The following is a 22334-nucleotide window of genomic DNA, read 5'->3' on the forward strand; positions in this document are numbered from 1 at the left end:
GTATTAATATTATATATCATTTAATTTAGACTGTAGATGAAAAAGGAAATAAATGTAGGGAAACCATCAAGTATGAACTATTCGATTCTTGAAGAAGAAATTGTGTACAAAGGTTTTTTTACAATTAAGAAGGCAAAAATTAGTCATGATAGTTTTGGTGAAGATACTACTGTTATATGTTCTCGCGAAGTATTAGACAAAGGAGATTGCGTTGCGATTTTATTATATGAGAAAGATACAGAACGCCTAATATTTATTAATCAGTTTAGGTATCCTACACGAAGAAATGGAAATGGTTGGCTAGAAGAAATCCCAGCAGGTGCCGTTGATGATGGAGAGGAACCCAAAATGTCGGTGGCAAGAGAAGTAAGAGAGGAAACGGGATATATAATTTCTGACCCAGAACATATAATTACATTTTATGCCACTCCCGGTTCTTCTTCCGAACGAACAATTTTATATTTCAGTGAAGTCTCAAGTCATGATAAAATTTTTGATGGGGGAGGACTATCACAAGAAGGAGAAGATATCCAACTATGTAAATACCCTATTTCTAAGATAGATACTTTACTTCAATCTTCTAATGATGCAAAATCAATAATTGCATTACAATGGTTTAAACTAAATAAAATGTAAATACAACATTCACTTATTCACACTCTGAGTCAATACTAACTTTTTTTAGTTTTTTCCATATTTGATGTTCTAGATCTTGTGGGGATACTTTGAAAAATAAAAGGTGATTATTCTGCTTACTACAAAAACTATAATCTAAAATAATATTTAGACTTAATGGTTTTTTTGCATGTATGGCATCAAATGTTAATACTTTTCCAACATACTTAGAATCATTTATTTTTTCAAAAAAAGCTTTTGATTTAGTTATTTTTGAAGGTAGACTATTACCTTTTTCTAGAGCATTTTCTAATAGTCCATCAAAATATGTTTCTAATTCTAATTCTATTTTTTTGGTAGATAAAGCTGGATTTTGATTAATTTCCCATAAAAAAACATAGGAAAAGTAGCTCGGAGTCCCTTGTTTATCATAATTTGGTAAAAAACTAGTAAATTCTCTACCTGAATATTGTATTGAAGGTGCGAATTCTAAAGGAAATTCAATAACTTTACTATTCCATTCCTTTGGGGATAATAAAATGTTTTTGCTTGTTTTATTGGTGCTACATTGGATAAAAAATAGTGCTGATAAAAAAAAAGGAATGGTTTTTGTTATTTTCATGTTAAAAATATTATTTATGGATAATAAAATTACAAAATTGTTTAATAATATATTTTTCTTAAATTAGTGTTAAGGAATAATATAAAAACCTACAAAGTAAATGGATTGTTATAAAAAGATTTTACTAATATTTATTTTAATAGCTCAAGTAGCCCCAGCCCAAACAGAAGCAGAGCGATTAGAAGCCGAGATTATTAATATTCAGAGAGGCATTGTTTCTAAATTAACAGGTCATGAGCCGATCAAAGGTAAAAAAATCTTAACTAGTAGGGCTAGTAATGGTGAAAGAAAAGCAGCAGCTGATTTTCTATTTAATTCTTTAAAAGAAGCTGGACTTAAAGCAGAAAGACAAACGTACAATGTAACGAATAAGAGTAAGCAAGAATTTAATGGAGCCAATATTTTTGCAGAAATTCCTTCTACAAATGGTAGTGATGAATATGTTGTAATATGTGCACATTACGATACCGTAGAAAATAGCCCAGGAGCAGTACACAATGCAACAGGGGTTGCAATTGCATTTTTTGTTGCCAAAAAAATCGCTCAATTAGAAGAACGAAATCGAAATTTTATTATTGTTTTCTTTGATCATTGGAAAAATAATATGATTGGTACTCGTTGGTTTAATAAAAAATTGAACGAAGAACGCAAAAAAATACATTCGATGCATAGATCTGATTATATGGGATGGGACAATGATGAAGATAGAGCAATTGAGCTTTTAGCATCTAATATAAGTTTAGAATCATTGTATAGGATAGAATCACCTGTTCCTATTTATAAAAGAACGGTTGCAACACCAGAAAGTAGATTTTTCTCTAATTTTGGATATGAAACTGTGACGCTTACTGCAGAACTTAAGAATGCTGACAATTCTCCATTCGTTCGTCAAAGTGAAGATAAGTTTTCTACAGTTAATTTTAAATACTTAGCATCAACAACGGATATAGTATATAAAGTAATGAAAGCCCTAGCAAAAGGAGACTAAGGCATAATATTTTATCCAAAAAATAAATAAAAATTAAAGGAGTATCTTATTTTAATAAGTACTCCTTTAATTTTTTATATGTATCGATCTTAATACTGTATTGTTTTTTGTTCATTACTTTTTCTATCTGAGCAGGAATTTTTATTGAAGTTTTTAAAGTCTCCTCGACCACAGGTAAAAACTTAACAGGATGTGCAGTTTCTAGAAATACACCATATTCATTAGAAGAAAGCGTATGTTCTTTAAGTCCTAAATATCCTACTGCGCCATGAGGGTCTGCAATATATCCAGTGGTATCAAATATTTCCATCATCGCTTTTTTAGTTTGATTATCATCAAAACTATAAGCAGAAAAGTAATTCTTTAACGATGCAAAGTTATTATCAAAAAGCTGTTGTATTCTAATGAAATTACTGGGATTACCAACATCCATTGCATTAGAAATTGTTGCTTTTGATGGTTTAGGGTTATAATTTTCAGTCTCTAAATACCTTACAACTGTATCATTAACGTTGGTAGATGCGACAAAATGTTTTACCGGTAATCCTAATTTGTACGCTACAATACCTGCGCAAATATTACCAAAGTTACCACTAGGTACAGAAAATACAATTTCCTTATTTTTCTTTTTTAATTGTTTGTAAGCAAAAATGAAATAAAATAACTGTGGTAACCATCGTGCAACATTAATAGAGTTCGCTGAAGTCAATTGTTTATGATCCGTGATACTCGTATCTAGAAATGCAGTTTTCACCATTTCTTGACAATCATCAAAAACACCGTCTACCTCTAAGGCAGTAATGTTTTGTCCCAATGTTGTTAGTTGCTTTTCTTGTATATCGCTTACTTTTCCGCTTGGATATAAGATAACAACATCTACACCCTTTACACCTAGAAAACCATTTGCTACTGCTCCTCCCGTATCTCCAGAGGTTGCTACCAGAACAGTAACATTGTTGTCGTTATCTTTGTTAAAATAACCTAAGCATCTTGCCATAAAACGAGCTCCAACATCTTTAAAAGCCATTGTAGGACCATGAAAAAGTTCTAATGTCCCAATAGTATCATTAATTTCGACAACTGGGAAATCAAAACTTAATACATCACTAAGAATATCTCGTAATTCATTTTCAGGGATTTCATCACCTACAAATTGCTGAATGGCTTGATACGCAATTTCTACATTATCTAAATCCTCAATATTTTCAAAAAACGAATCTGGTAATGGTGTTATGTTTTCTGGAAAATATAATCCTCGATCAGGAGCTAAACCTTTAATTACAGCTTCAGAAAAAGTAACATTTGGTGCTTCGTTGTGTAAACTATAGTATTGCATTATCCTATTCTTAACTTTTATTATACTACTGCCGAAAATTCTATTTCTACTAAAATTTCTGGAGCAATTAATTTTGAAACTTCTACCATGGCTGTTGCCGGTTTAATTGTCCCGAAAAATTCTCCATGAGCTTTTCCGATTTCTTCCCAATTTGCAATATTAGTACAGTATATTCTTGTTCTTATAATATTGCTTAAATCTGCATTAAATTCTTTAAGTACATTTTCTGCAGTTTTAATAATTGCTTTTGTTTGCTCATATTCATTAGCTCCTTCACCCGTAGTTCCAGAAATTTCTATTGTATCACCAATTTTAACGGCTCTAGAATAACCAACAATATCTTCCCAGGGAGAGCCCGTTGCTACCTTTTTTACTTCTTTCATCTTTATATTTATATATTTTCTAATATTCTAATTCCCTGTTCATTGATTTTGGACACATGGATATCAAAATCAAGTCCGGTATTGTTATAAACCTCTCTAATTGCATCTGCTACTTTGTTGGCTGTTTCTAATCCTTTACTCAATGCAAATATAGAAGGTCCAGATCCAGAAATTCCACACCCTAAGGCACCTTGATTTAAGGCTGCATTTTTTACATTGTTGAATTCTGGAATCAATATAGATCTTAATGGCTCAATAATTACATCCTCGAGACTGCGACCAATGAGATCATAATCTTCAGTAAATAATCCGGCTACCAAACCACCAACATTGCCCCATTGATGAATTGCCTGTTTTAAGTCTATTTTATGTTTAATAACAGATCTTGAATCTGATGTTTTTACTTCTATTTGAGGATGAATAACGGTCATTACCAAATCTTTTGGTGAATGAAGTCTAATTACATCTAATGGAGTATAGCTTCGAACCAATGTAAAACCACCGAGTAGGGCAGGAGCCACATTATCAGCATGTGCATTGCCACTAGCAAGTTTTTCGCCAGCCATAGCATATTTTACAAGATCTTTTCCGGTGAATGGACTACCCAAAAGATGATTAACAGCCCAAACAGCACCTGCACTGCTCGCCGCACTACTGCCGATACCACTTCCTGCTTTGATTTTCTTATATATTTCAATTTGAATTCCAACTTCTTTTTTGTAATCTTCTAAAAGAGCATTTACCGCTACACTGGCTACATTTTTATCAGAATCCATAGGGAGTTTTGCTCCTTCTATTTTGGTAATTTTTACTCCGGGTTCGTTAACTAAAGATATAACCATTTCGTCACCCACTGTATCCAAACAACATCCCAACACATCAAATCCACATGAAAGATTGGCAACAGTAGCTGGTGCAAATATTCTAATACTTTTCATATAAAAATTTCCATTTATTTTTTACCAATTCGTATAATATCTGCAAAAATTCCAGAAGCGGTAACATCAGCACCTGCACCTGCACCTTTTACTATCAATGGTTGCTGAGGATATCTATCTGTATAAAATAACACAATATTATCACTCCCTTCGAGATTATAAAAAGGATGGTCTACAGGAATAAATTGCAACCCAACTTTGGCCTTACCTTCTTCATACTGTGCAACATATTTTAATCGACACCCTTTGCTATTTGCTTCTGCAAGAATGCCTTTAAAATGATCCTCATTTTCTTTAAGAGATTCAAAGAAGTCATCTACTGTCTTTGTGTTCAAACTTGTTTGAGGAAGAAATGCTTCATTTTCAATATCCTCTAGTTCCATTACCTTTCCACTTTCTCTAGCTAAAATTAAAATTTTACGAGCTACATCAACTCCGCTAAGATCAATTTTGGGATCTGGTTCTGTATATCCTTCTTGTTGGGCTTGTTTTACAATATCATAAAAAGTAACCCCTTCCTTATAATTATTAAATACAAAATTAAGACTGCCTGATAATACGGCTTGTATTTTATGTACACTATCTCCCGATGCAATAAGATTATTAAGAGTATCTATGATAGGTAATCCTGCGCCGACATTAGTTTCATATAAAAAAGATGCATTGAACTTTCTAGATAATTCTTGTAACTCTTCATAATTAACGTACTCGTCTGCACAAGCAATTTTATTACAAGTAACAACTGCCATACTCTCAGCGAGATAATGCTTATAAACTTTTGAAATATCTGGATTTGCCGTATTGTCGACAAAAATAGAATTACGTAGGTTCATTTCTTTTGCTTGCTTAAAGAAAGCAACTGCATCAGCTGTTTCTCCTGTATCAAGCCTATCTTTCCATGAATCTAATTGTATGCCATGCTCATCAAACACCATTTTTCTAGAATTAGAGAGGGCAACTACTCGTATTTTTAAACGCAGCTTATCTTTAAGGTATTCCTTTTGTTTATCTAATTGTTCTAGCAATTTACTACCTACATTACCGACTCCTGTAATAAATAGATTGAGCTGTTTAGTTTTTACTTCAAAAAATTCTTCGTGAAGAATATTTAGTGCTTTTTTGATGTCTTTTTTCTCTATAACAACAGAAATATTTTTTTCTGAAGCTCCTTGAGCAATAGCTCGTATGTTTACATTGTTTTTACCCAATGTACTAAACATTTTTCCACTTAACCCTTGATGGTGATACATATTATCTCCAACTAAGGCGATAATAGCAACATCATTTTCAATTTTTACGGGCTCTAATTTATGTTTCGATATTTCGAATTCGAATGTTGCATCTAATACAGCCTTTGCTCTCTCTGCCTCTGTGGCTTCTACAGCAAGACAGATAGAATGCTCAGATGAGGCTTGTGTAATTAAAATGACATTAATGTTTTCTAAGAACAAGGTTTCAAAAAGACGCTTAGAAAAACCTGGGATTCCTACCATACCACTTCCTTCCAAAGAAATAACAGAAATACTATCGATATGACTAATACCTGTAACAGGTTTCTTCCTATGGTTATCGACACTTCGAGTTATAAGTGTTCCCTGATTATCTGGAGAAAACGTATTTTTTATTATTATCGGGATATTTTTTTCGAGGACTGGATGTATTGTAGGAGGATAGATCACTTTAGCTCCAAAATGAGAAAGCTCCATAGCCTCTAGGTATGAAATATGTTGAACAGGCTTGGCTTGTTTAACCAATTTTGGGTTTGCAGTATACATACCACTTACGTCTGTCCAAATCTGTAATTCTTTTGCATTAATTGCTGCTGCTAAAATTGCTGCGGTAAAATCTGATCCTCCACGACCCAAAGTAGTCGGTTCTCCGTCTTGTGTTTTTGCCACAAAACCAGGAAAAAGATATACACTGTGAGTTGCAGTCTTTACAAAATCTTCAATCCTACGATTTGTCTCCTTATAATCAATAGTAACCTTAGAATTGTTAGTTTTAATTATTAAATCACGAGAATCTTTTAATTCGATACTAAGTCCTTTTACTTTGGCCGCTTCTACTATAATATAAGAAGAAAGCATTTCTCCAAAACTTGCTATTACAGAAGCCGTTTTTTCAGATAATTCACTTAATAGATAAACTCCTTCAAGTAATGATTCTAAGGTATTCAGTTCAGATTTAACCTTACTTATTATTGCACTTTGAGAAACAACGGGTATTAAGGTTTTTACAGCCTCTAGATGTCTTTTCTCAATTTCGACTAACGTATTTTTGTACGTTTCTTTATTAGCAGAGGCTTCTTCACCTGCTTTTAAAAGTAAATCGGTAATACCACCCATTGCCGAAACAACTACAAATAAAGATTGATTTGCTGATTGTTGTTTTATGATATCAATTACGTTTTCAATAGTAGTTGAATTCGCAACAGAAGAACCTCCAAATTTTAGAACGTTCATATTATTTTTTGTTAAATTGAAATTATTAATAAAGCTAAATTTTATAGTTCTTTATTTCTATGAACTACATACGTTTCTGGCTGCGATACTTTATGACAATTAACCCCTAAGGGTAATCGTTAAAGTACGCGTATTAGAAGAAGTCCTAGAAACAATACTTGCTACCAAGAGAATTAATAAAGCCGAAATAGAAACGGTACTAAACATGTTAGATTGCTTTACTTTATTTATAACGTCAAATGTATTGCTTTTAGATTTTAAAGAAAATTAAATTAGTAACATCTATCAACTTTTATTAATTTAACAAAGAATAACTTATTTAATTATAGAATTAATAATAAATAAAGTAAAACCAATAGGATTAGGATCATATTAGTTCTATTTGAGATATTTGAAGCAATCTTATGAAGATTGGCCAATGGCTTGATATAATTTTATACCTAAAAAAGTAAAAGAATGAAAATACTATCTGCGCAACAAATGCGCATGGCAGATGAGGCTACTATTAAAAAGCAGCAAATCACATCATTAGATTTAATGGAACGTGCTGCAACACAAATTTTTAACTTAATTCACAGTCGACTACAAGGATCCCAAACCTTAATTCACGTTTTTTGCGGTATTGGTAATAATGGCGGTGATGGATTGGTTATTTCACGATTGTTGGTAGAGCATGGATATAATATAAAAACGTATATAGTTAATTTTAGCGATAAGAGGTCTAAAGATTTTCTTGTGAACTATGATCGGTTAAAAGAGGTGTCCAAAGAATGGCCAACACAGCTAAAGTCTAAAGAAGATGTGCCAAATATAAAAGGAGAGGACATGGTTATTGATGCCATATTCGGTATTGGTCTTAATCGGCCAATAATGCCATGGGTTGTCTTACTAATTAAACATATTAATTCTTCTAGAGGTTTTGTATTATCTGTAGATATCCCATCAGGATTATATGCTGATAGAGCACCAGATGATCCAGAAGGAGTAATTTTTTCGAATGTTACAGTCACTTTTCAATTTCCAAAATTAGCCTTCTTTTTGCCAGAAACTGGTATATACACACAGGATTTAGAAGTCATTGACATTGGACTTGATCATGAGTTCTTGACCACAACAAGAGGGATTGCATCTTTGATAGGAAAACGAGATGTACTTCCGCTATACAGATCAAGACATAAGTACAGTCATAAAGGCGATTATGGTCATAGCGTAGTAATTGGTGGAAGTTATGGGAAAATTGGAAGTGTAACTTTGGCTACAAAATCAGCACTCAAAACAGGAGCAGGTTTAGTAACTGCTTATGTTCCAGAATGTGGGTATGCCATTCTTCAGACTAATGTTCCTGAAGCTATGGTAATTACTGATGATGACGATGAATTAGCAGAAATTGATTTAGACTTTAAGCCTGACGCAATTGGTATCGGTATTGGATTGGGAACAAGTGAAAAAACAATAAAAGCTTTCGGAGAATTTTTAAAGAAAAATACCATTCCCTTGGTTATTGATGCAGATGCTATTAATATTTTGGGAAAACATCCTGACTTTCTGAGTCATTTGCCTGAAAAATCAGTTCTGACACCGCACCCCAAAGAATTACAAAGGTTAATTGGTGAGTGGGAGAATGATTATGATAAAATAGAGAAGACAAAAGTATTCTCGAAGCAATATAAATGTATTGTTGTTATCAAAGGTGCTAACTCAAAAATTATTGATGAGGAACAGGTTTATGTAAATACTTCTGGTAACCCAGGCATGGCAACTGCAGGAAGTGGTGATGTACTTACGGGTATGATCACAGGTTTAATGTCTCAGAAATACCCACCTTTGCATGCAGCTGTTTTTGGTGTTTATTTGCATGGAAGTGCAGGGGATCTTGCAGTTCAAAAAACGGGGTTTGAAGCGGTACTTGCAGGTGATATATGCTCACACATAGGGGCTGCTTTTTTAGAATTATTTAAAACACCAAATGTGGAGCAACAAGGACAATAGATTATAAATTCTGAATACAATATTTATAATAATTTAAAGTTTTTTTGATATACTATAAGTACATTTGAAATATAACTTAAAAGCAATATGATGAAAAATAATTTTTTAATAATAGTGTCTATTTTTATGGGGATACTTTTAGGTTCATGTTCTAGTGATGATGGGCCTGCTACTGCACCTGTAGAAATAAATATATTAAACCTAGAAGCCTTAGAGGGGTCATTACAATATAAAGCCTGGTTAAAGGTAGACGGTAATGATATTGCTATAGGTACTTTTCAAGATGTAAATTTCCCTAAAAGTTTTACAGCATTATCAGATGATCTTACTTCTGCTACTGAATTTTTTATAACTATTGAAGGTGTTGGTAGTAGTGATAATCCGTCTGATTCTAAAATTGCAAGTGCAACATTTAGCGGTACTAGTAATACAGCCCAAATAAGTTCTTCGCAGACTTTGGGAGATTTTACGGGTATTACGGGTAGTTTCGTGCTGCGTACTTTTACCGGAGATACACCAACAGAGGATGCTAATGGAGTTTGGTTTACCTCTAGTCTAAGTGGATCGGCTACTAATGCAGTAGCGGGCTTATCGCTTCCGATACCAGGTTCTGGATGGGAATACGAAGGTTGGGTAGTTTTAGAAGATAGAGATGGGAGTGATGTAGAGGTTTCAATTGGTAAATTCTCAGATATAAATGAAGGTGATAGTAGTGATATTTTTAGTGGTAATGGGACTGCACCCAGCTTACCTGGTGAAGATTTTCTAAATGAAGCAGCAGGGAATCTAATTAATGTTGAGATACCTGCAAATCTTGTGGGTAAGGAAGTGTATATAACGCTACAACCAACATCAAGTAGTATTACAAGCGAACCATTTTATATTACATTATTATCCGTAAGCAGTGCAATAGAAAATGGAGAAAATACTATGAATTCTAATAACTTCTTTATTACAGGAACAGTAGAACGATAGTTCGACTAATTTTTATAAGTTAAAAAAGATCATCATAAAGATGGTCTTTTTTTATTTATCTTCTAGGATGAAATGAATCCATAACCTCTCTCAAATGGCTACGATCTATATGCATATAAATCTCTGTCGTAGTAATGCTTTCATGACCAAGCATCATTTGAATAGCCCTTAAATCAGCCCCGTTTTCTAATAAATGAGTGGCAAATGAGTGTCTAAATGTATGCGGACTCACTTGTTTTTGAATATCTGTTTCTGCTACAAGACGCTTTACTATCGTGAAAATCATAGCTCTAGTAAGTTGTCTACCTCTTCTATTTAAAAACAAGGTGTCTTCGTATCCTTTTTTAATGTCTAAATGACTACGAATTTGGTCTTTATAAAAAGTAATGTATTTTTTAGTAGCCTCTCCAATAGGTACAAACCGTTCTTTATTGCCTTTACCTAAAACGAGTAGATATCCTTGATCAAAAAAAAGACTCGATATTTTTAAAGTTATAAGCTCACTAACGCGCAGACCGCACCCATATAGAGTTTCTATAATAGCACGATTACGTTCTCCTTCTGGTTTGCTAAGATCAATTTTGGATATTATAAGATCAATTTCTTCTACAGACAATGTATCAGGTAATTTTCTGCCAATTTTTGGAGATTCAATAAGATCCATAGGATTGTCCTCTCTATATCCTTCAAACACTAAATAATTAAAAAAACTTTTGAGACCAGAAATTAATCTGGATTGCGATCTTGGATTTACAATTTTAGCCGTTTCAAAAACAAACAGATGTAGATGTTCTTTCTCGATGTTGGTAGGAGAGTCTGTTATATGCTTTTCTTCTAGAAATTTTAATAAACGCTCTATATCTAAGGCATAACTTACAATTGAATTTTCAGATAATCCCCTTTCAATCCTAAGAAAATGTTTAAAATCTTTTAATGCATGGCTCCATTTCATATTACGAATATACTAAAGAATAATATCCTAAGTGTGAAGTTTATATTTATAAGTAGGTTGCGTTTTTTAACGGAATTTCATAAATAAACTGAATATAATATTATTTTTTTATTAAAATATTGACAAATGCATAATCAATGAATTATTGTTAATTTATACATGTGTTTTTTATTAAAAAATAAATAAAATCGAATAAAATTGATTTTTTTGATAAAAATACTAAATTAGCAGTACAATCAATAAACAATTATAATTATGAAAAAACTTTTATTATTTGTAGTCGTACTTTCTTTAAGCTTTGTGACAACCGCTCAAGAAGAGAGTATTAGATTTGGGGCAAAAGCCGGATTAAATTTATCTAATTTTACCGGAGATGATGCTGATGACCTTGATATGAGAACAAGCTTTCATATAGGTGCACTTGTAGAGATTCCGATCTCTGAAACTTTTGCTTTTCAGCCGGAATTATTATATTCTTCTCAAGGAGCACAATTTGAAGAAGAAGGAGTTGATTTTAAAAGTATTGTAAATTATATTAACATTCCATTAATACTAAAATACTATGTATCAGAAGGATTTAGTTTACAAGCAGGTCCACAAATTGGTATCTTAGCTTCGGCAAAAGCAAAAGCCGAAGGTAATGGTGCAGAAGTAGATGTAGATGCTAAGGATTTATATAAAGGGATTGATTTTGGTCTTAATCTTGGTTTAGGATATCAATTAGAGGCCGGAATTTTCTTTGATGCACGTTATAATATTGGTTTAGCAAATATTATTGATGAGGATGATGCAGATGCTAAAAATTCAGTAATACAAATCTCTGTTGGCTATAAATTCTAATTGAAAAAGCTTTAGAAAAAAACAGAAAAACCTCAAAAGACAATAGTTTTTTGAGGTTTTTCTGTTTTTTTTTAATTATTGTTTAATCTCTGCCACTCCTTATAAAGCCTAATTTTTTTAACATGTATTTTAGCTAATTTGTAGGAAATCATAATTTTTTACGATGTAAGTTATTAGTATTTGATAATAATTTTAGATATTTGCTGCGCAAACACTAAAATTTTAACACTAAAATTATTAATAACAAATCTAAATCACTACACAAATGAATACATTTAAGTTTAAATTACCCTATTGGGGAAATAGGGTGGTAAGACCTCTTTTCTCAACTTTAATTTTTATTCTAATTTCTTTATTAACAACAAACTGCTCTGATGAACAATTTTCTGAAGATGAATTGGGAGAAAGCAATGAAGTCATTACTTCAAAAGTAACTCCTACCGCTGGAAATACATATTTTATTAAAAGTGTAATGAGTGGTAAATATCTTGATGTTGCGGCTTTTAGTCATCAAAATGGAGGTAATATTCATCAATGGACTTATACAGGAGCAATAAACCAACAGTGGCAACTAATTTCCTTAGGGAATGACATTTATAGACTTAAAAGTGTCGAAAGTGGTAAATCTCTGGATGTAGAGGGAAAAAGTACATCTAATGGAGGTAATATTCAACAATGGGCATATGCTGGTGGAGATAATCAAGAATGGACACTTACTAACGTAGGAAATGATGAGTACATCATTAGAAGTGTTAGAAGTTCTAAGGTCATAGATGTTGAAGCTTTTAGTATGGTTAATGGTGGTAATATTCATCAATGGGATTACAAAGGAACAGATAACCAGAAATGGGTTTTTACACAAGTTGGCGATGATCCAGAACCTCCAACAGGAGGTAACCCATCAAGTGTTTTATCCCACTTAAATGAGTTTAAAATAACTTTCCCATTAGATGAAGATGGTCAAGATAGTACAAATGATAGTACCTCAGGAAGCGATTGTGATGATAGAAATAATGATGCTTATGAAATGAGAAGTATTACAGGAAGTATTCCTTCTCCATATTCAGATTATTTCTTTGTCAGTGGTGATGAAGTAGTATTCAAAGCACATTGCGGGGGAGCAACAACTGAAGGATCTTTTTATCCAAGAAGTGAATTAAGACAAACACCAGGAGGTGGAGATAATTATTGGAGTATGGAGGATCGCCAATATCTAGATGTACGTGTAAGAGCAACTAGCCTACCAGACATAAAACGTGAGGTATCTATGGTCCAGATTCATGGTCCGGATGATGAGCCATTGCGTGTAGAGTATAGAGAAGGGAGTCAAGGTTTGCATGTGGTGCAAAATGAAGACAACACGGCAGAATATGTGTTAGATTATTCTTTGGGACAGCAGTTACGTGTTACTGTAACAGTTGATAATGGTGACATTACATGTGTAATTAGGAACGAGGATACTGGTGACTCTTGGGAAGATACTTGGGAATCTGAAGATAGCACAGGATATTTCAAGGTTGGATGTTACACGCAGTCTACAATGTTCTTAGATGATTGTAAAGGAGATGAATTTGATGATGATGAGTCGCCTGGTGCTTATGGAGAGGTTAGAGTAAAAGATTTAACACTCGAAGTAAATTATTAATCGACGATAATCTTAATAGTTTAATTACTAAAAAGAAAAAGCATTCTGTATAACAGAATGCTTTTTCTTTTTTTTGCCTTAATGACGTTTCTTGAAAAAATAAAAGTATTTTTGATTGATATTATAATATTAGTAGTAAGCTTTATGAAAAATAATATATTAATACTTTTAGGCTTGTTGTTTATTTCTGGTACTTTTTATAGTCAAGATGAAAGTGAGCAATTGTATACCAGAGCTGGCTTTAAGACAGGGATAAACTATGCCACCATCACGGGTGATATTACTGATGTTGACCCAAGAGTAAGAATGCATTTGGGGGCCGTCATAGAGTTTCCTGTTACCTCACGGTTTTTTATACAAGCAGAACCTATGTATTCTGCTCAAGGCTACACAATCACAGAAGAAGGAGTAGAAAATAAAATTAGTCTTAATTACTTAGTCCTTCCGGTTATAGGTAAATATTATATGACAAATACCTTAAGTCTAGAAACAGGTATACAAGTTGGTACTCTTGCAAATGCATCACAATCACAAGAAGAAACCTCTGATGAGTTTTATAATTCTTTTTCTAATACTGACTATAGCTGGGTTTTTGGTACTGGTTACAAATTCGAAAGCGGCTTATTTTTTCAAGCACGCTATATTTTGGGGTTGACCAATATCAATGATTTAGACGCACTAGATATAGATTTTAAACATTCTATAATGCAAGTATCCATAGGGTATTTGTTTAAAACTAAAAACAATCGCAGACTGGATAACAAAATATGAAATTATTAATTATTAATGGTCCCAATCTTAATCTTCTGGGAAAAAGAGAACCAGGTATATATGGTAGTCAAACATTCGAAGAATTTTTTGCTCAGCTACAAAAAGATTTCTCTAGTATAACGCTTTCGTATTATCAATCAAATATTGAAGGTGAGTTGATTACAAAAATTCAAGAGGCAGATGAATTATTTGATGGAGTAATACTTAATGCCGGAGCCTATACGCATACTTCTATAGGAATTGGAGATGCTATTAAAGCCATTAAAACTCCGGTTATAGAAGTGCACATATCTAATACATTCGGTAGAGAAGAGTTTAGGCATCAATCGTATATATCACCTAATGCTAAAGGAGTAATTCTTGGATTTGGTCTACAGAGTTATATTTTGGCAATACAAAGTTTTCTGTTAAAATAATGTACAAAACATATTTTAATTGGAGTAGTGGAAAAGATTCATCTTTGGCTTTGCATAAGCTTTTAATAGAAAAAGAGTATAATATTTCAAAATTAGTTACTACCATAAATCAAGATTTTGGTCGTGTTTCTATGCATGGTTTGCGTGAGAGTTTATTAGACATGCAAGCGCATAGTATTGGTTTACCTTTATATAAAATACAATTACCAGCGCAGGTTTCTATGGATTTATACACGGAAACGATGAAAAAATCTATTATGGATTTAAAATCTGATGGATATACGCATTGTGTTTTTGGAGATATTTTTCTAGAGGACCTGAGATTATATCGAGAAAATCAGTTGGATCAAGTAAAAATAAAGGGAATTTTTCCTCTTTGGAAAAAAAACACAAAAGCGTTGTTATTAGAATTTATATCTCTAGGGTTTAAGGCAATTACTGTGTGTGTAAATGCTAAGGTTTTAGATAAGTCATTTTGCGGAAGAGTTTTGGATCATAATTTTATTAATGATTTACCACCAAATGTTGATCCATGTGGCGAAAATGGTGAGTTTCATACATTTGTATATGATGGTCCTATATACAAAAATCCAATAAACTTTAAATTAGGAGAGAAGGTTCTAAGGAGTTATGCTCCTTCTGGAGATAGTGTTGATAATGACTGTTTTATAAAAAGTGAAGACAACGTTAATAACTGGGATACATCATTTTGGTATTGCGACCTGATTCCAACATGATTTTATAACTCTAGATAAAAGTATAATAGATTTAATTTAGGACTAATCATTTTCAAAAAAACACCTTACTTAATCAAAAGTAAGGTGTTTTCTATATTAAGTATATAATTAATTTGCTTTCTATAAGTGAATTACTTCATCATAAGCATCCGCAACAGCTTCCATTACAGCCTCACTCATTGTAGGGTGCGGGTGAATTGCTTTAAGCACTTCGTGTCCCGTTGTTTCTAGTTTTCTACCTAGAACAGCTTCAGCAATCATATCAGTAACACCAGCACCAATCATATGACAACCTAACCACTCTCCGTATTTAGCATCAAATATTACTTTGACGAACCCATCTTTGGTTCCTGCGGCACTTGCTTTACCAGATGCAGAAAAAGGGAATTTACCTATTTTTAATTCATATCCGGCTTCTATAGCTTGTTTTTCGGTCATACCAACACTTGCTATTTCTGGAGAAGCGTAAGTACATCCTGGGATATTACCATAATCAATAGATTCTACATGCATTCCTGCAATTTTTTCTACACATGTAATTCCTTCTGCAGATGCAACATGGGCGAGGGCTGGTCCTGGTACTACATCGCCGATAGCGTAGATTCCAGGAATATTCGTTTGGTACCAATCATTTACTACAATTTTATCTCTATCAGTAGCAATACCTAATTCTTCTAGACCAATATTTTCTATGTTTGTTTTAATTCCGACAGCAGAAAGAACAATATCAGCTTCAAGGATTTCTTCTCCTTTTTTGGTCTTTACAGTTGCCTTTACTCCATCTCCACTTGTATCTACACTTTCTACAGACGAATTAGTCATTACTTTAATTCCCGCTTTTTTAAAGCTTCGTTCGAATTGTTTTGCTACTTCTTGATCTTCTAGAGGAACAAGGTTAGGAAGATATTCGACTATAGTTACTTCTGTTCCCATTGCATTATAAAAATGCGCGAACTCAACACCTATTGCACCAGATCCTACAACAATCATCTTTTTGGGTTGTGACTCTAATGTCATTGCTTGTCTGTATCCAATTACTTTTTTACCATCCTGTGGTAAATTAGGCAATTCTCTAGATCGAGCACCGGTAGCAACAATAATATGTTTTCCTTCGTAATCAGTAACTTTTCCTTCAGCATCTGTAACAGATACTTTTTTACCAGCTTTTAATTTACCAAATCCATTAATTACGTCGATCTTGTTCTTCTTCATTAAGAATTGAACTCCTTTGCTCATTCCATCAGCTACATTACGGCTACGTTTTACTACTGCATCAAAATCTTTATCATAACTATCGACTTTAAGTCCATAATCAGCTGCATGTTTAAGGTAATCAAATACCTGAGCACTTTTTAATAATGCTTTTGTGGGAATACATCCCCAGTTAAGGCATACTCCTCCTAAACTTTCTTTTTCTACTACTGCTGTTTTAAAACCTAATTGTGAAGCTCTAATTGCGGTTACATATCCCCCTGGACCGCTACCTAAAACAATGATATCATATGTCATAAATGTCAATTTTTTGAAGTGACGAATTTAAGGATAATTCGGCTAACGAAAAAGAGTTTTATACATTCACTAGCATATACGTATGATTTTTTTGATCTCTTAAAATAAAAACAGCACTAGGTATAAAATAGTGCTGTTTTTGTTATTTTTTCACATACTTACGTATGATCTTTCAATATAAATTTAAAATTGTAGTTGAAGTGATTCTTGTACTGCTTCAAAATTTGATAAATCTATAGAAGTCGTCTCGGCAAAAGTAGATGGTACAACCACTACTCTAAAAATTTGATCTTCTGTAAAAGTAGCATCTAAGGCAGCAAAATCATCTGATTCAAGAACGATTTGTATATCAAATATTCCTGAAGGATCATCGAATATAAAGTTATATCTGAATTGTGCAAAACCACCGTCGTCAAACAAAAAGGTTCTTGGTAATGGCTCCCATACATCTACTCCTTCATCAGCCGATAATTCTGGGTCAAGAATATATACTAATGCTACATCAGCTTCAAATACTTCAATAGAATTAGGAATAGGAAAGTCTATTGCTGCACTAAACCCATCAGAGGAAATGAAATCAATGTTATCCATTTCAAAAGTTTGTGCAAGAAAAACACCTCCATCTTCTCCGTCCAGACCATCAAACCCGTCAAGACCAGCTGGTCCTCTCTCTCCTTCACAAGAAGTAAATAATGCGGCAAATATGATTAGTAAAAAAAATGCTTTTTTCATAAATTTTAGAATTAATTATTATTTGTTTTTAGATTATTTTTTATTGAAGTTAATACTTACAGAATTGACACAATATCGTTGCCCTGATTCTGTAGGGCCGTCATCAAAAACATGACCAATATGACTTCCGCAACTGGCACAAAGTATCTCTGTTCGTATCATTCCGTGTGAGGTATCTCTAATATATTCTATACGCCCTTCTATTGATTCATCAAAACTTGGCCAACCACATCCCGAGTCAAACTTATTGTCACTCAAAAATAGAGGTGTACTGCATGCCATACACGTATACTGCCCATCATCTACATGAAGATTATACTTTCCGGTAAAGGGGCGTTCTGTTCCTTTTTGTCTTAAAACACGATATTCTTCTTCGGTAAGCTGTTCTTTCCATTCAGCTTCAGATTTTTGGATCGGGTATTTATTCATTGATTCTATTTTTTTGGAATAAAAATTAGTGCGTCTCCATTTATACAATGTCTCATTCCGGTTGTTTCTCTTGGTCCATCATTAAACACATGTCCTAAATGTCCTCCGCAGGTTGCACATACTAATTCTGTTCGTGCATATCCTAAGTTATAATCTACATCTTTTTCTACATTTCCTTCTACAGCTCGATCAAAACTGGGCCAACCAGTACCACTGTCAAATTTATGGTCACTTTCATACAGTGCCGAATTACATCCTGCGCAATGAAAAGCTCCCTCTGCATATACTTTATTTAAAGGACTGGAGAAAGGTCGCTCAGTTCCTGCTTGTCTAAGAATATAAAACTGTTTTGATGTTAATGCCTTTTTCCATTCAGCATTTGTTTTTGATATTGGATATACCTTATTATTAGTTTCTTGTGCTTTGCCCGTACAACCTAATGCTATAACGGAAATAAGTAGTAAAATAATACGTTTCATATTTTTTATTTAGTAATGTTATAACTTACTAGTCGTATAAATTGGCTTAAAATAACTTATCAATAACTATTCCAAAATAAAGCTCAGTATTTTTGAAATGACATTTTTATCTCCTAAAATTTTTCGGTGACCAAGTCCTTTTGTTATCAATAATTCACTAAACTCTAGATTATCAGAGATTTCGTATGCCGAATCGTAATGTACATCAACATCATTCTTATCATGTATTACCAAGGTTCGGGTTTTAACCCCTTTAGCAGAAACAGCCCCAGAGTAATTATCAAGGTTTTCTCCAAATTTTTTATCGAAATACGATTTGAGCAGGACTCCAAATTTGTTCTCAAATTGCATGTTTTGAGCAAAATCTTTGATAATCTGTGTGATACTATTGGCTGTACCTATAATGACTAATGATTTAAGCCGTAAACCATAATTTGAAGCCCTTAATAATGCCATGCCTCCTAGAGAATGTCCTATAGCAGTTTCAAAAGGACCATATTTTTGTTCTATTTCGTGTATGGTTTCTACAAAATGAGGGAGCATGGTTCTTTTTCCTGGTGATTTTCCATGTGCGGGTGCATCAAAGCTAACGGTGCTGTATCCATTGTTAATCAATGTTTCTGCAATTTTTGATAATTGAGTTCCGCTTCCCGACCAACCATGAACTAAAAGTACTTTTTTATTATTATCTGGGACACCATACGTATATACTATAATCTCACGATTGATTTTTGATATAAGCATTCGTTCCTTTTTACTTTTATCATACATGTCTTTCTCTCTCTTTGGCATTTTATAACCAAACGGAGTAAGAAATAGACCAGCAGCAAATCTCAAAGCAAGAGTAGGGGATATTTTACTAAGAATCTTTCCTATGTATATAATAGGTTTGGGAATTAATAATGATTGTACAGGGATTAAATCCTTATTTTTTTTATTCATTCAAATGAAATTATTATTTATAAATGCGATCCTTTGGTTTTTAATTCTAAATGAAAATACTCTTTTTGAATGTCTTTTTTATTAATCTACAGGTTTACTTTACGGTAATAAAAAGTACGATTTTTACCAGTAATCAAAAAAGTTAAAATCTGTTTTCAACTTAAAATTAAAATAACAAGAACTTTTGGATGAAACAATTATGATTAATTAACATTCATTCAAATATCAACCCCAAAAATATATAGGACTAATTCTTTTGTATAACTTAGAAAGTACTTAATTTAGTAGCTTATTTTTAATTAGAACTCAATGGGATTAAGGCCCACAGAAATATCAAAAAAACGACAAAAAGTATTATATGACTACCAAAAACGCGATATAGATAAAATCTTTTGCCGTCTAGAGGAGTTTCCAAAAAAATATAATTTGTTGTACCAATTACCTACGGGTGGTGGTAAAACTGTGATTTTTTCGGAAATTGTAAGACGGTATATTGCATCTACAAAGAAAAAAGTTGTAGTACTTACACATCGTATAGAACTTTGTGCACAAACTTCGCGAATGTTGACAGAGTTCGAAGTTAAAAATAAGATTATAAATAGTGCTGTAAAAGATCTGGATGATCAAAATGAGTATAGCTGCTTTGTGGCTATGGTAGAAACTCTAAATAATCGACTTAATGAAGATCATCTAGAACTGTATGATATAGGTTTAGTAATTATTGATGAGGCACACTATAACTCATTCAGGAAACTGTTTCGGTTTTTTAACAATTGCTTTATTTTAGGGGTTACTGCAACCCCTCTTAGTTCTAATATGAAACTTCCTATGAAGGATAATTATCATGAACTCATTGTAGGTGACACTATAAATTCATTAATCAAGAGTGGTTTTTTATCTAAACCAGTAACGTATACGTATGATGTAGGACTCGGTTCGCTTAAAATTGGTATGAATGGTGATTATACCGTAAAATCTTCTGAAGATTTATATACCAATATGCTTATGCAGGATAAGTTACTGCATGCATACGAGGAGCGATCTAAAGGGAAGAAAACCTTGATTTTTAATAATGGGATTAATACTTCTGTTTATGTCTATGAGACATTTAAGAAAGCAGGGTATCCTATTCGTCATTTAGATAATACTAATAGTAAACAAGAAAGAGAATCTATTTTACTATGGTTTAAAAATACTAAGGATGCAATTCTTACTTCGGTAAGTATTCTCACGACAGGATTTGATGAACCAACGGTAGAAACTATTATTTTGAACAGAGCTACGAAATCTTTGACATTATATTTTCAGATGATTGGTAGAGGTTCTAGAATCCTGCCGACAAAACCTGAATTTTTGATTTTAGATTTGGGGAATAACACCGCAAGGTTTGGGTTGTGGAATTCTAATGTAGATTGGCAATCAATATTTAGATCACCAGATTTTTATTATGACAATTTGGTAGGTGATGAAGAGATTGAACGAAATTTTAAATATGTATTACCAAAAGACTTACGTAAAGAGTTCTCTAAATCTGAGGATATTGAATTTGATATAGAAGCAGAGTACGCAAAAACAAAACGTTCGGGAATACGAAGTTTATCAGTATTAGAGAGTTCTATAGAGCAGCATGCACGTATGTGTGTACAGAATAGTGAGGATGTTTTTGATGCAAGAATACTCAGCAAATTGTTGGATCAGGATATAGAATATCGAGTACGTAGATATTCTTATTGTATTAGTAAAAGCACTAAAAATTATAGAGATTGGCTTGAAGAAGATTATAAAAGAAAACTAAGAACTAAAATTAATCAACTATTTATGGATTGAATGTTAAGTAATCCGTAAACAGTTGATTAATAGCAAAAAGCAGTTATTCTAACGCATAAATAACTGCACTTTCTGCATGTATTCTGGCTGTATCAAATAAGTGAATATCAACATCACTGGGTGTTATAAGTAATGGGATTTCTGTACATCCTAAAATAATACCTTGAGCTCCTTTTGATTCTAAATCTTTTATAATTCGTATAAGTTCTTTTCTTGAATCATTCTTGATAATACCAAGGACCAATTCATTAAATATGATATCATTGACAATCTTACGATCATCACTATTAGGAACTATTGTTTCTAAACCAAATTCTTTTAAATTTTTTATATAGAAATCTTTTTCCATGGTAAATTTGGTTCCTAACAACCCTATTTTTTTTAGTCCTACGGATTTAATTCTCTCTGCAGTAGCATTTGCAATGTGTAAAAATGGGATTGAGGTGTTTTTGACTATTTCTTTACTGCATAAATGCATAGTGTTTGTACATAGAATAATAAAATCTGCTCCGGCGTTTTCTAATTGTTTGGCTGATTGCACCATTAACTGGTTTAATGATTTCCAATCATTTATATTTTGTAGTCTGGCAATTTCAGAAAAATCTACCGAAGTCATAATACTTTTGGAAGAATGAAACCCGCCTAATTTTTTTTTTACCTCTTGATTAATTATTTCATAATACATAGCAGATGATTCCCAGCTCATACCACCAATGAGTCCAATAGTTTTCATAGTTAACTTATTTA

22 protein-coding genes are annotated in these 22334 nt (G+C 32.7%); 10 read left to right on the forward strand and 12 right to left on the reverse strand.

What is annotated here, in order from left to right:
• The first annotated feature begins 36 nt into the window (after positions 1 to 36).
• Positions 37 to 636: an NUDIX domain-containing protein gene (locus tag DZ60_RS0103120; RefSeq protein WP_051477542.1), complete on the forward strand. Its 600-nt coding sequence runs from the start codon at positions 37 to 39 to the stop codon at positions 634 to 636.
• Positions 637 to 649: 13 nt separating this feature from the next.
• Here the strand turns inward: DZ60_RS0103120 and DZ60_RS0103125 are convergent, their stop codons facing one another.
• Positions 650 to 1237, reverse strand: coding sequence for a hypothetical protein (locus DZ60_RS0103125; protein WP_025740409.1), 588 nt, complete (start codon positions 1235 to 1237; stop codon positions 650 to 652).
• Between the two features lie 100 nt (positions 1238 to 1337).
• Between DZ60_RS0103125 and DZ60_RS0103130 the strand changes: the two genes are divergently transcribed.
• Positions 1338 to 2225: a M28 family metallopeptidase gene (locus DZ60_RS0103130; RefSeq protein ID WP_025740411.1), complete on the forward strand. Its 888-nt coding sequence runs from the start codon at positions 1338 to 1340 to the stop codon at positions 2223 to 2225.
• 46 nt (positions 2226 to 2271) lie between these two features.
• Here the strand turns inward: DZ60_RS0103130 and thrC are convergent, their stop codons facing one another.
• The 4 genes from thrC to thrA are packed head-to-tail and all read right to left on the reverse strand — an operon-like array spanning position 2272 to position 7344.
• On the reverse strand, positions 2272 to 3561 hold the full coding sequence (gene thrC / locus DZ60_RS0103135; protein WP_025740413.1) for a threonine synthase: 1290 nt from the start codon (positions 3559 to 3561) through the stop codon (positions 2272 to 2274).
• 20 nt (positions 3562 to 3581) lie between these two features.
• A complete protein-coding gene (locus DZ60_RS0103140; protein WP_025740415.1) occupies positions 3582 to 3944 on the reverse strand; it encodes a RidA family protein in 363 nt (120 codons plus the stop codon).
• 8 nt (positions 3945 to 3952) lie between these two features.
• Positions 3953 to 4882, reverse strand: a complete 930-nt coding sequence (locus DZ60_RS0103145) for a homoserine kinase (protein ID WP_025740417.1) — start codon at positions 4880 to 4882, stop codon at positions 3953 to 3955.
• 14 nt (positions 4883 to 4896) lie between these two features.
• Positions 4897 to 7344, reverse strand: a complete 2448-nt coding sequence (gene thrA / locus DZ60_RS0103150; protein WP_025740419.1) for a bifunctional aspartate kinase/homoserine dehydrogenase I — start codon at positions 7342 to 7344, stop codon at positions 4897 to 4899.
• 456 nt (positions 7345 to 7800) lie between these two features.
• Between thrA and DZ60_RS0103155 the strand changes: the two genes are divergently transcribed.
• Complete coding sequence (locus DZ60_RS0103155) at positions 7801 to 9333, forward strand: bifunctional ADP-dependent NAD(P)H-hydrate dehydratase/NAD(P)H-hydrate epimerase (protein WP_025740421.1); 1533 nt, start codon at positions 7801 to 7803, stop codon at positions 9331 to 9333.
• 90 nt (positions 9334 to 9423) lie between these two features.
• Positions 9424 to 10308, forward strand: a complete 885-nt coding sequence (locus tag DZ60_RS0103160) for an anti-sigma factor (protein WP_025740422.1) — start codon at positions 9424 to 9426, stop codon at positions 10306 to 10308.
• Between the two features lie 55 nt (positions 10309 to 10363).
• Here DZ60_RS0103160 and xerD read toward each other — a convergent pair whose 3' ends face one another.
• A complete protein-coding gene (xerD, locus tag DZ60_RS0103165) occupies positions 10364 to 11260 on the reverse strand; it encodes a site-specific tyrosine recombinase XerD (protein ID WP_025740424.1) in 897 nt (298 codons plus the stop codon).
• 255 nt (positions 11261 to 11515) lie between these two features.
• Between xerD and DZ60_RS0103170 the strand changes: the two genes are divergently transcribed.
• The 5 genes from DZ60_RS0103170 to DZ60_RS0103190 all read left to right on the forward strand — a co-directional run bounded on the left by DZ60_RS0103170 (position 11516) and on the right by DZ60_RS0103190 (position 15669).
• Entirely contained in the window at positions 11516 to 12100 is a 585-nt protein-coding gene (locus DZ60_RS0103170) for a porin family protein (RefSeq protein ID WP_025740426.1), read from the forward strand.
• Between the two features lie 265 nt (positions 12101 to 12365).
• Positions 12366 to 13745 (forward strand): RICIN domain-containing protein, encoded by a 1380-nt coding sequence (locus tag DZ60_RS0103175; RefSeq protein ID WP_025740428.1) that lies wholly within the window; start codon positions 12366 to 12368, stop codon positions 13743 to 13745.
• A 144-nt stretch (positions 13746 to 13889) separates the two neighbouring features.
• Complete coding sequence (locus DZ60_RS0103180; RefSeq protein ID WP_161634361.1) at positions 13890 to 14516, forward strand: porin family protein; 627 nt, start codon at positions 13890 to 13892, stop codon at positions 14514 to 14516.
• Entirely contained in the window at positions 14513 to 14932 is a 420-nt protein-coding gene (gene aroQ / locus DZ60_RS0103185) for a type II 3-dehydroquinate dehydratase (RefSeq protein ID WP_025740431.1), read from the forward strand. Before DZ60_RS0103180 ends, aroQ begins: the two co-directional genes overlap by 4 nt.
• Positions 14932 to 15669, forward strand: a complete 738-nt coding sequence (locus DZ60_RS0103190; protein WP_025740432.1) for a Dph6-related ATP pyrophosphatase — start codon at positions 14932 to 14934, stop codon at positions 15667 to 15669. Before aroQ ends, DZ60_RS0103190 begins: the two co-directional genes overlap by 1 nt.
• A 120-nt stretch (positions 15670 to 15789) precedes the next feature.
• Here the strand turns inward: DZ60_RS0103190 and lpdA are convergent, their stop codons facing one another.
• From lpdA to DZ60_RS0103215, 5 genes are all read right to left on the reverse strand, one after another.
• Complete coding sequence (lpdA, locus tag DZ60_RS0103195; RefSeq protein WP_025740433.1) at positions 15790 to 17178, reverse strand: dihydrolipoyl dehydrogenase; 1389 nt, start codon at positions 17176 to 17178, stop codon at positions 15790 to 15792.
• A 183-nt stretch (positions 17179 to 17361) separates the two neighbouring features.
• Complete coding sequence (locus DZ60_RS0103200) at positions 17362 to 17910, reverse strand: hypothetical protein (protein WP_025740435.1); 549 nt, start codon at positions 17908 to 17910, stop codon at positions 17362 to 17364.
• 33 nt (positions 17911 to 17943) lie between these two features.
• Positions 17944 to 18339: a peptide-methionine (R)-S-oxide reductase MsrB gene (gene msrB / locus DZ60_RS0103205; RefSeq protein WP_025740436.1), complete on the reverse strand. Its 396-nt coding sequence runs from the start codon at positions 18337 to 18339 to the stop codon at positions 17944 to 17946.
• 5 nt (positions 18340 to 18344) lie between these two features.
• Positions 18345 to 18818, reverse strand: coding sequence for a peptide-methionine (R)-S-oxide reductase MsrB (msrB, locus tag DZ60_RS0103210; protein WP_025740438.1), 474 nt, complete (start codon positions 18816 to 18818; stop codon positions 18345 to 18347).
• 66 nt (positions 18819 to 18884) lie between these two features.
• Positions 18885 to 19760, reverse strand: a complete 876-nt coding sequence (locus DZ60_RS0103215; protein ID WP_025740440.1) for an alpha/beta hydrolase — start codon at positions 19758 to 19760, stop codon at positions 18885 to 18887.
• A 309-nt stretch (positions 19761 to 20069) separates the two neighbouring features.
• Between DZ60_RS0103215 and DZ60_RS0103220 the strand changes: the two genes are divergently transcribed.
• On the forward strand, positions 20070 to 21587 hold the full coding sequence (locus DZ60_RS0103220; protein WP_025740442.1) for a DEAD/DEAH box helicase: 1518 nt from the start codon (positions 20070 to 20072) through the stop codon (positions 21585 to 21587).
• Between the two features lie 43 nt (positions 21588 to 21630).
• Here DZ60_RS0103220 and DZ60_RS0103225 read toward each other — a convergent pair whose 3' ends face one another.
• A complete protein-coding gene (locus tag DZ60_RS0103225; protein ID WP_025740443.1) occupies positions 21631 to 22320 on the reverse strand; it encodes an aspartate/glutamate racemase family protein in 690 nt (229 codons plus the stop codon).
• Positions 22321 to 22334: the final 14 nt, after the last annotated feature.

It is taken from the genome of Aquimarina pacifica, assembly GCF_000520955.1.
Classification (GTDB): Bacteria; Bacteroidota; Bacteroidia; order Flavobacteriales; family Flavobacteriaceae; genus Aquimarina; species Aquimarina pacifica.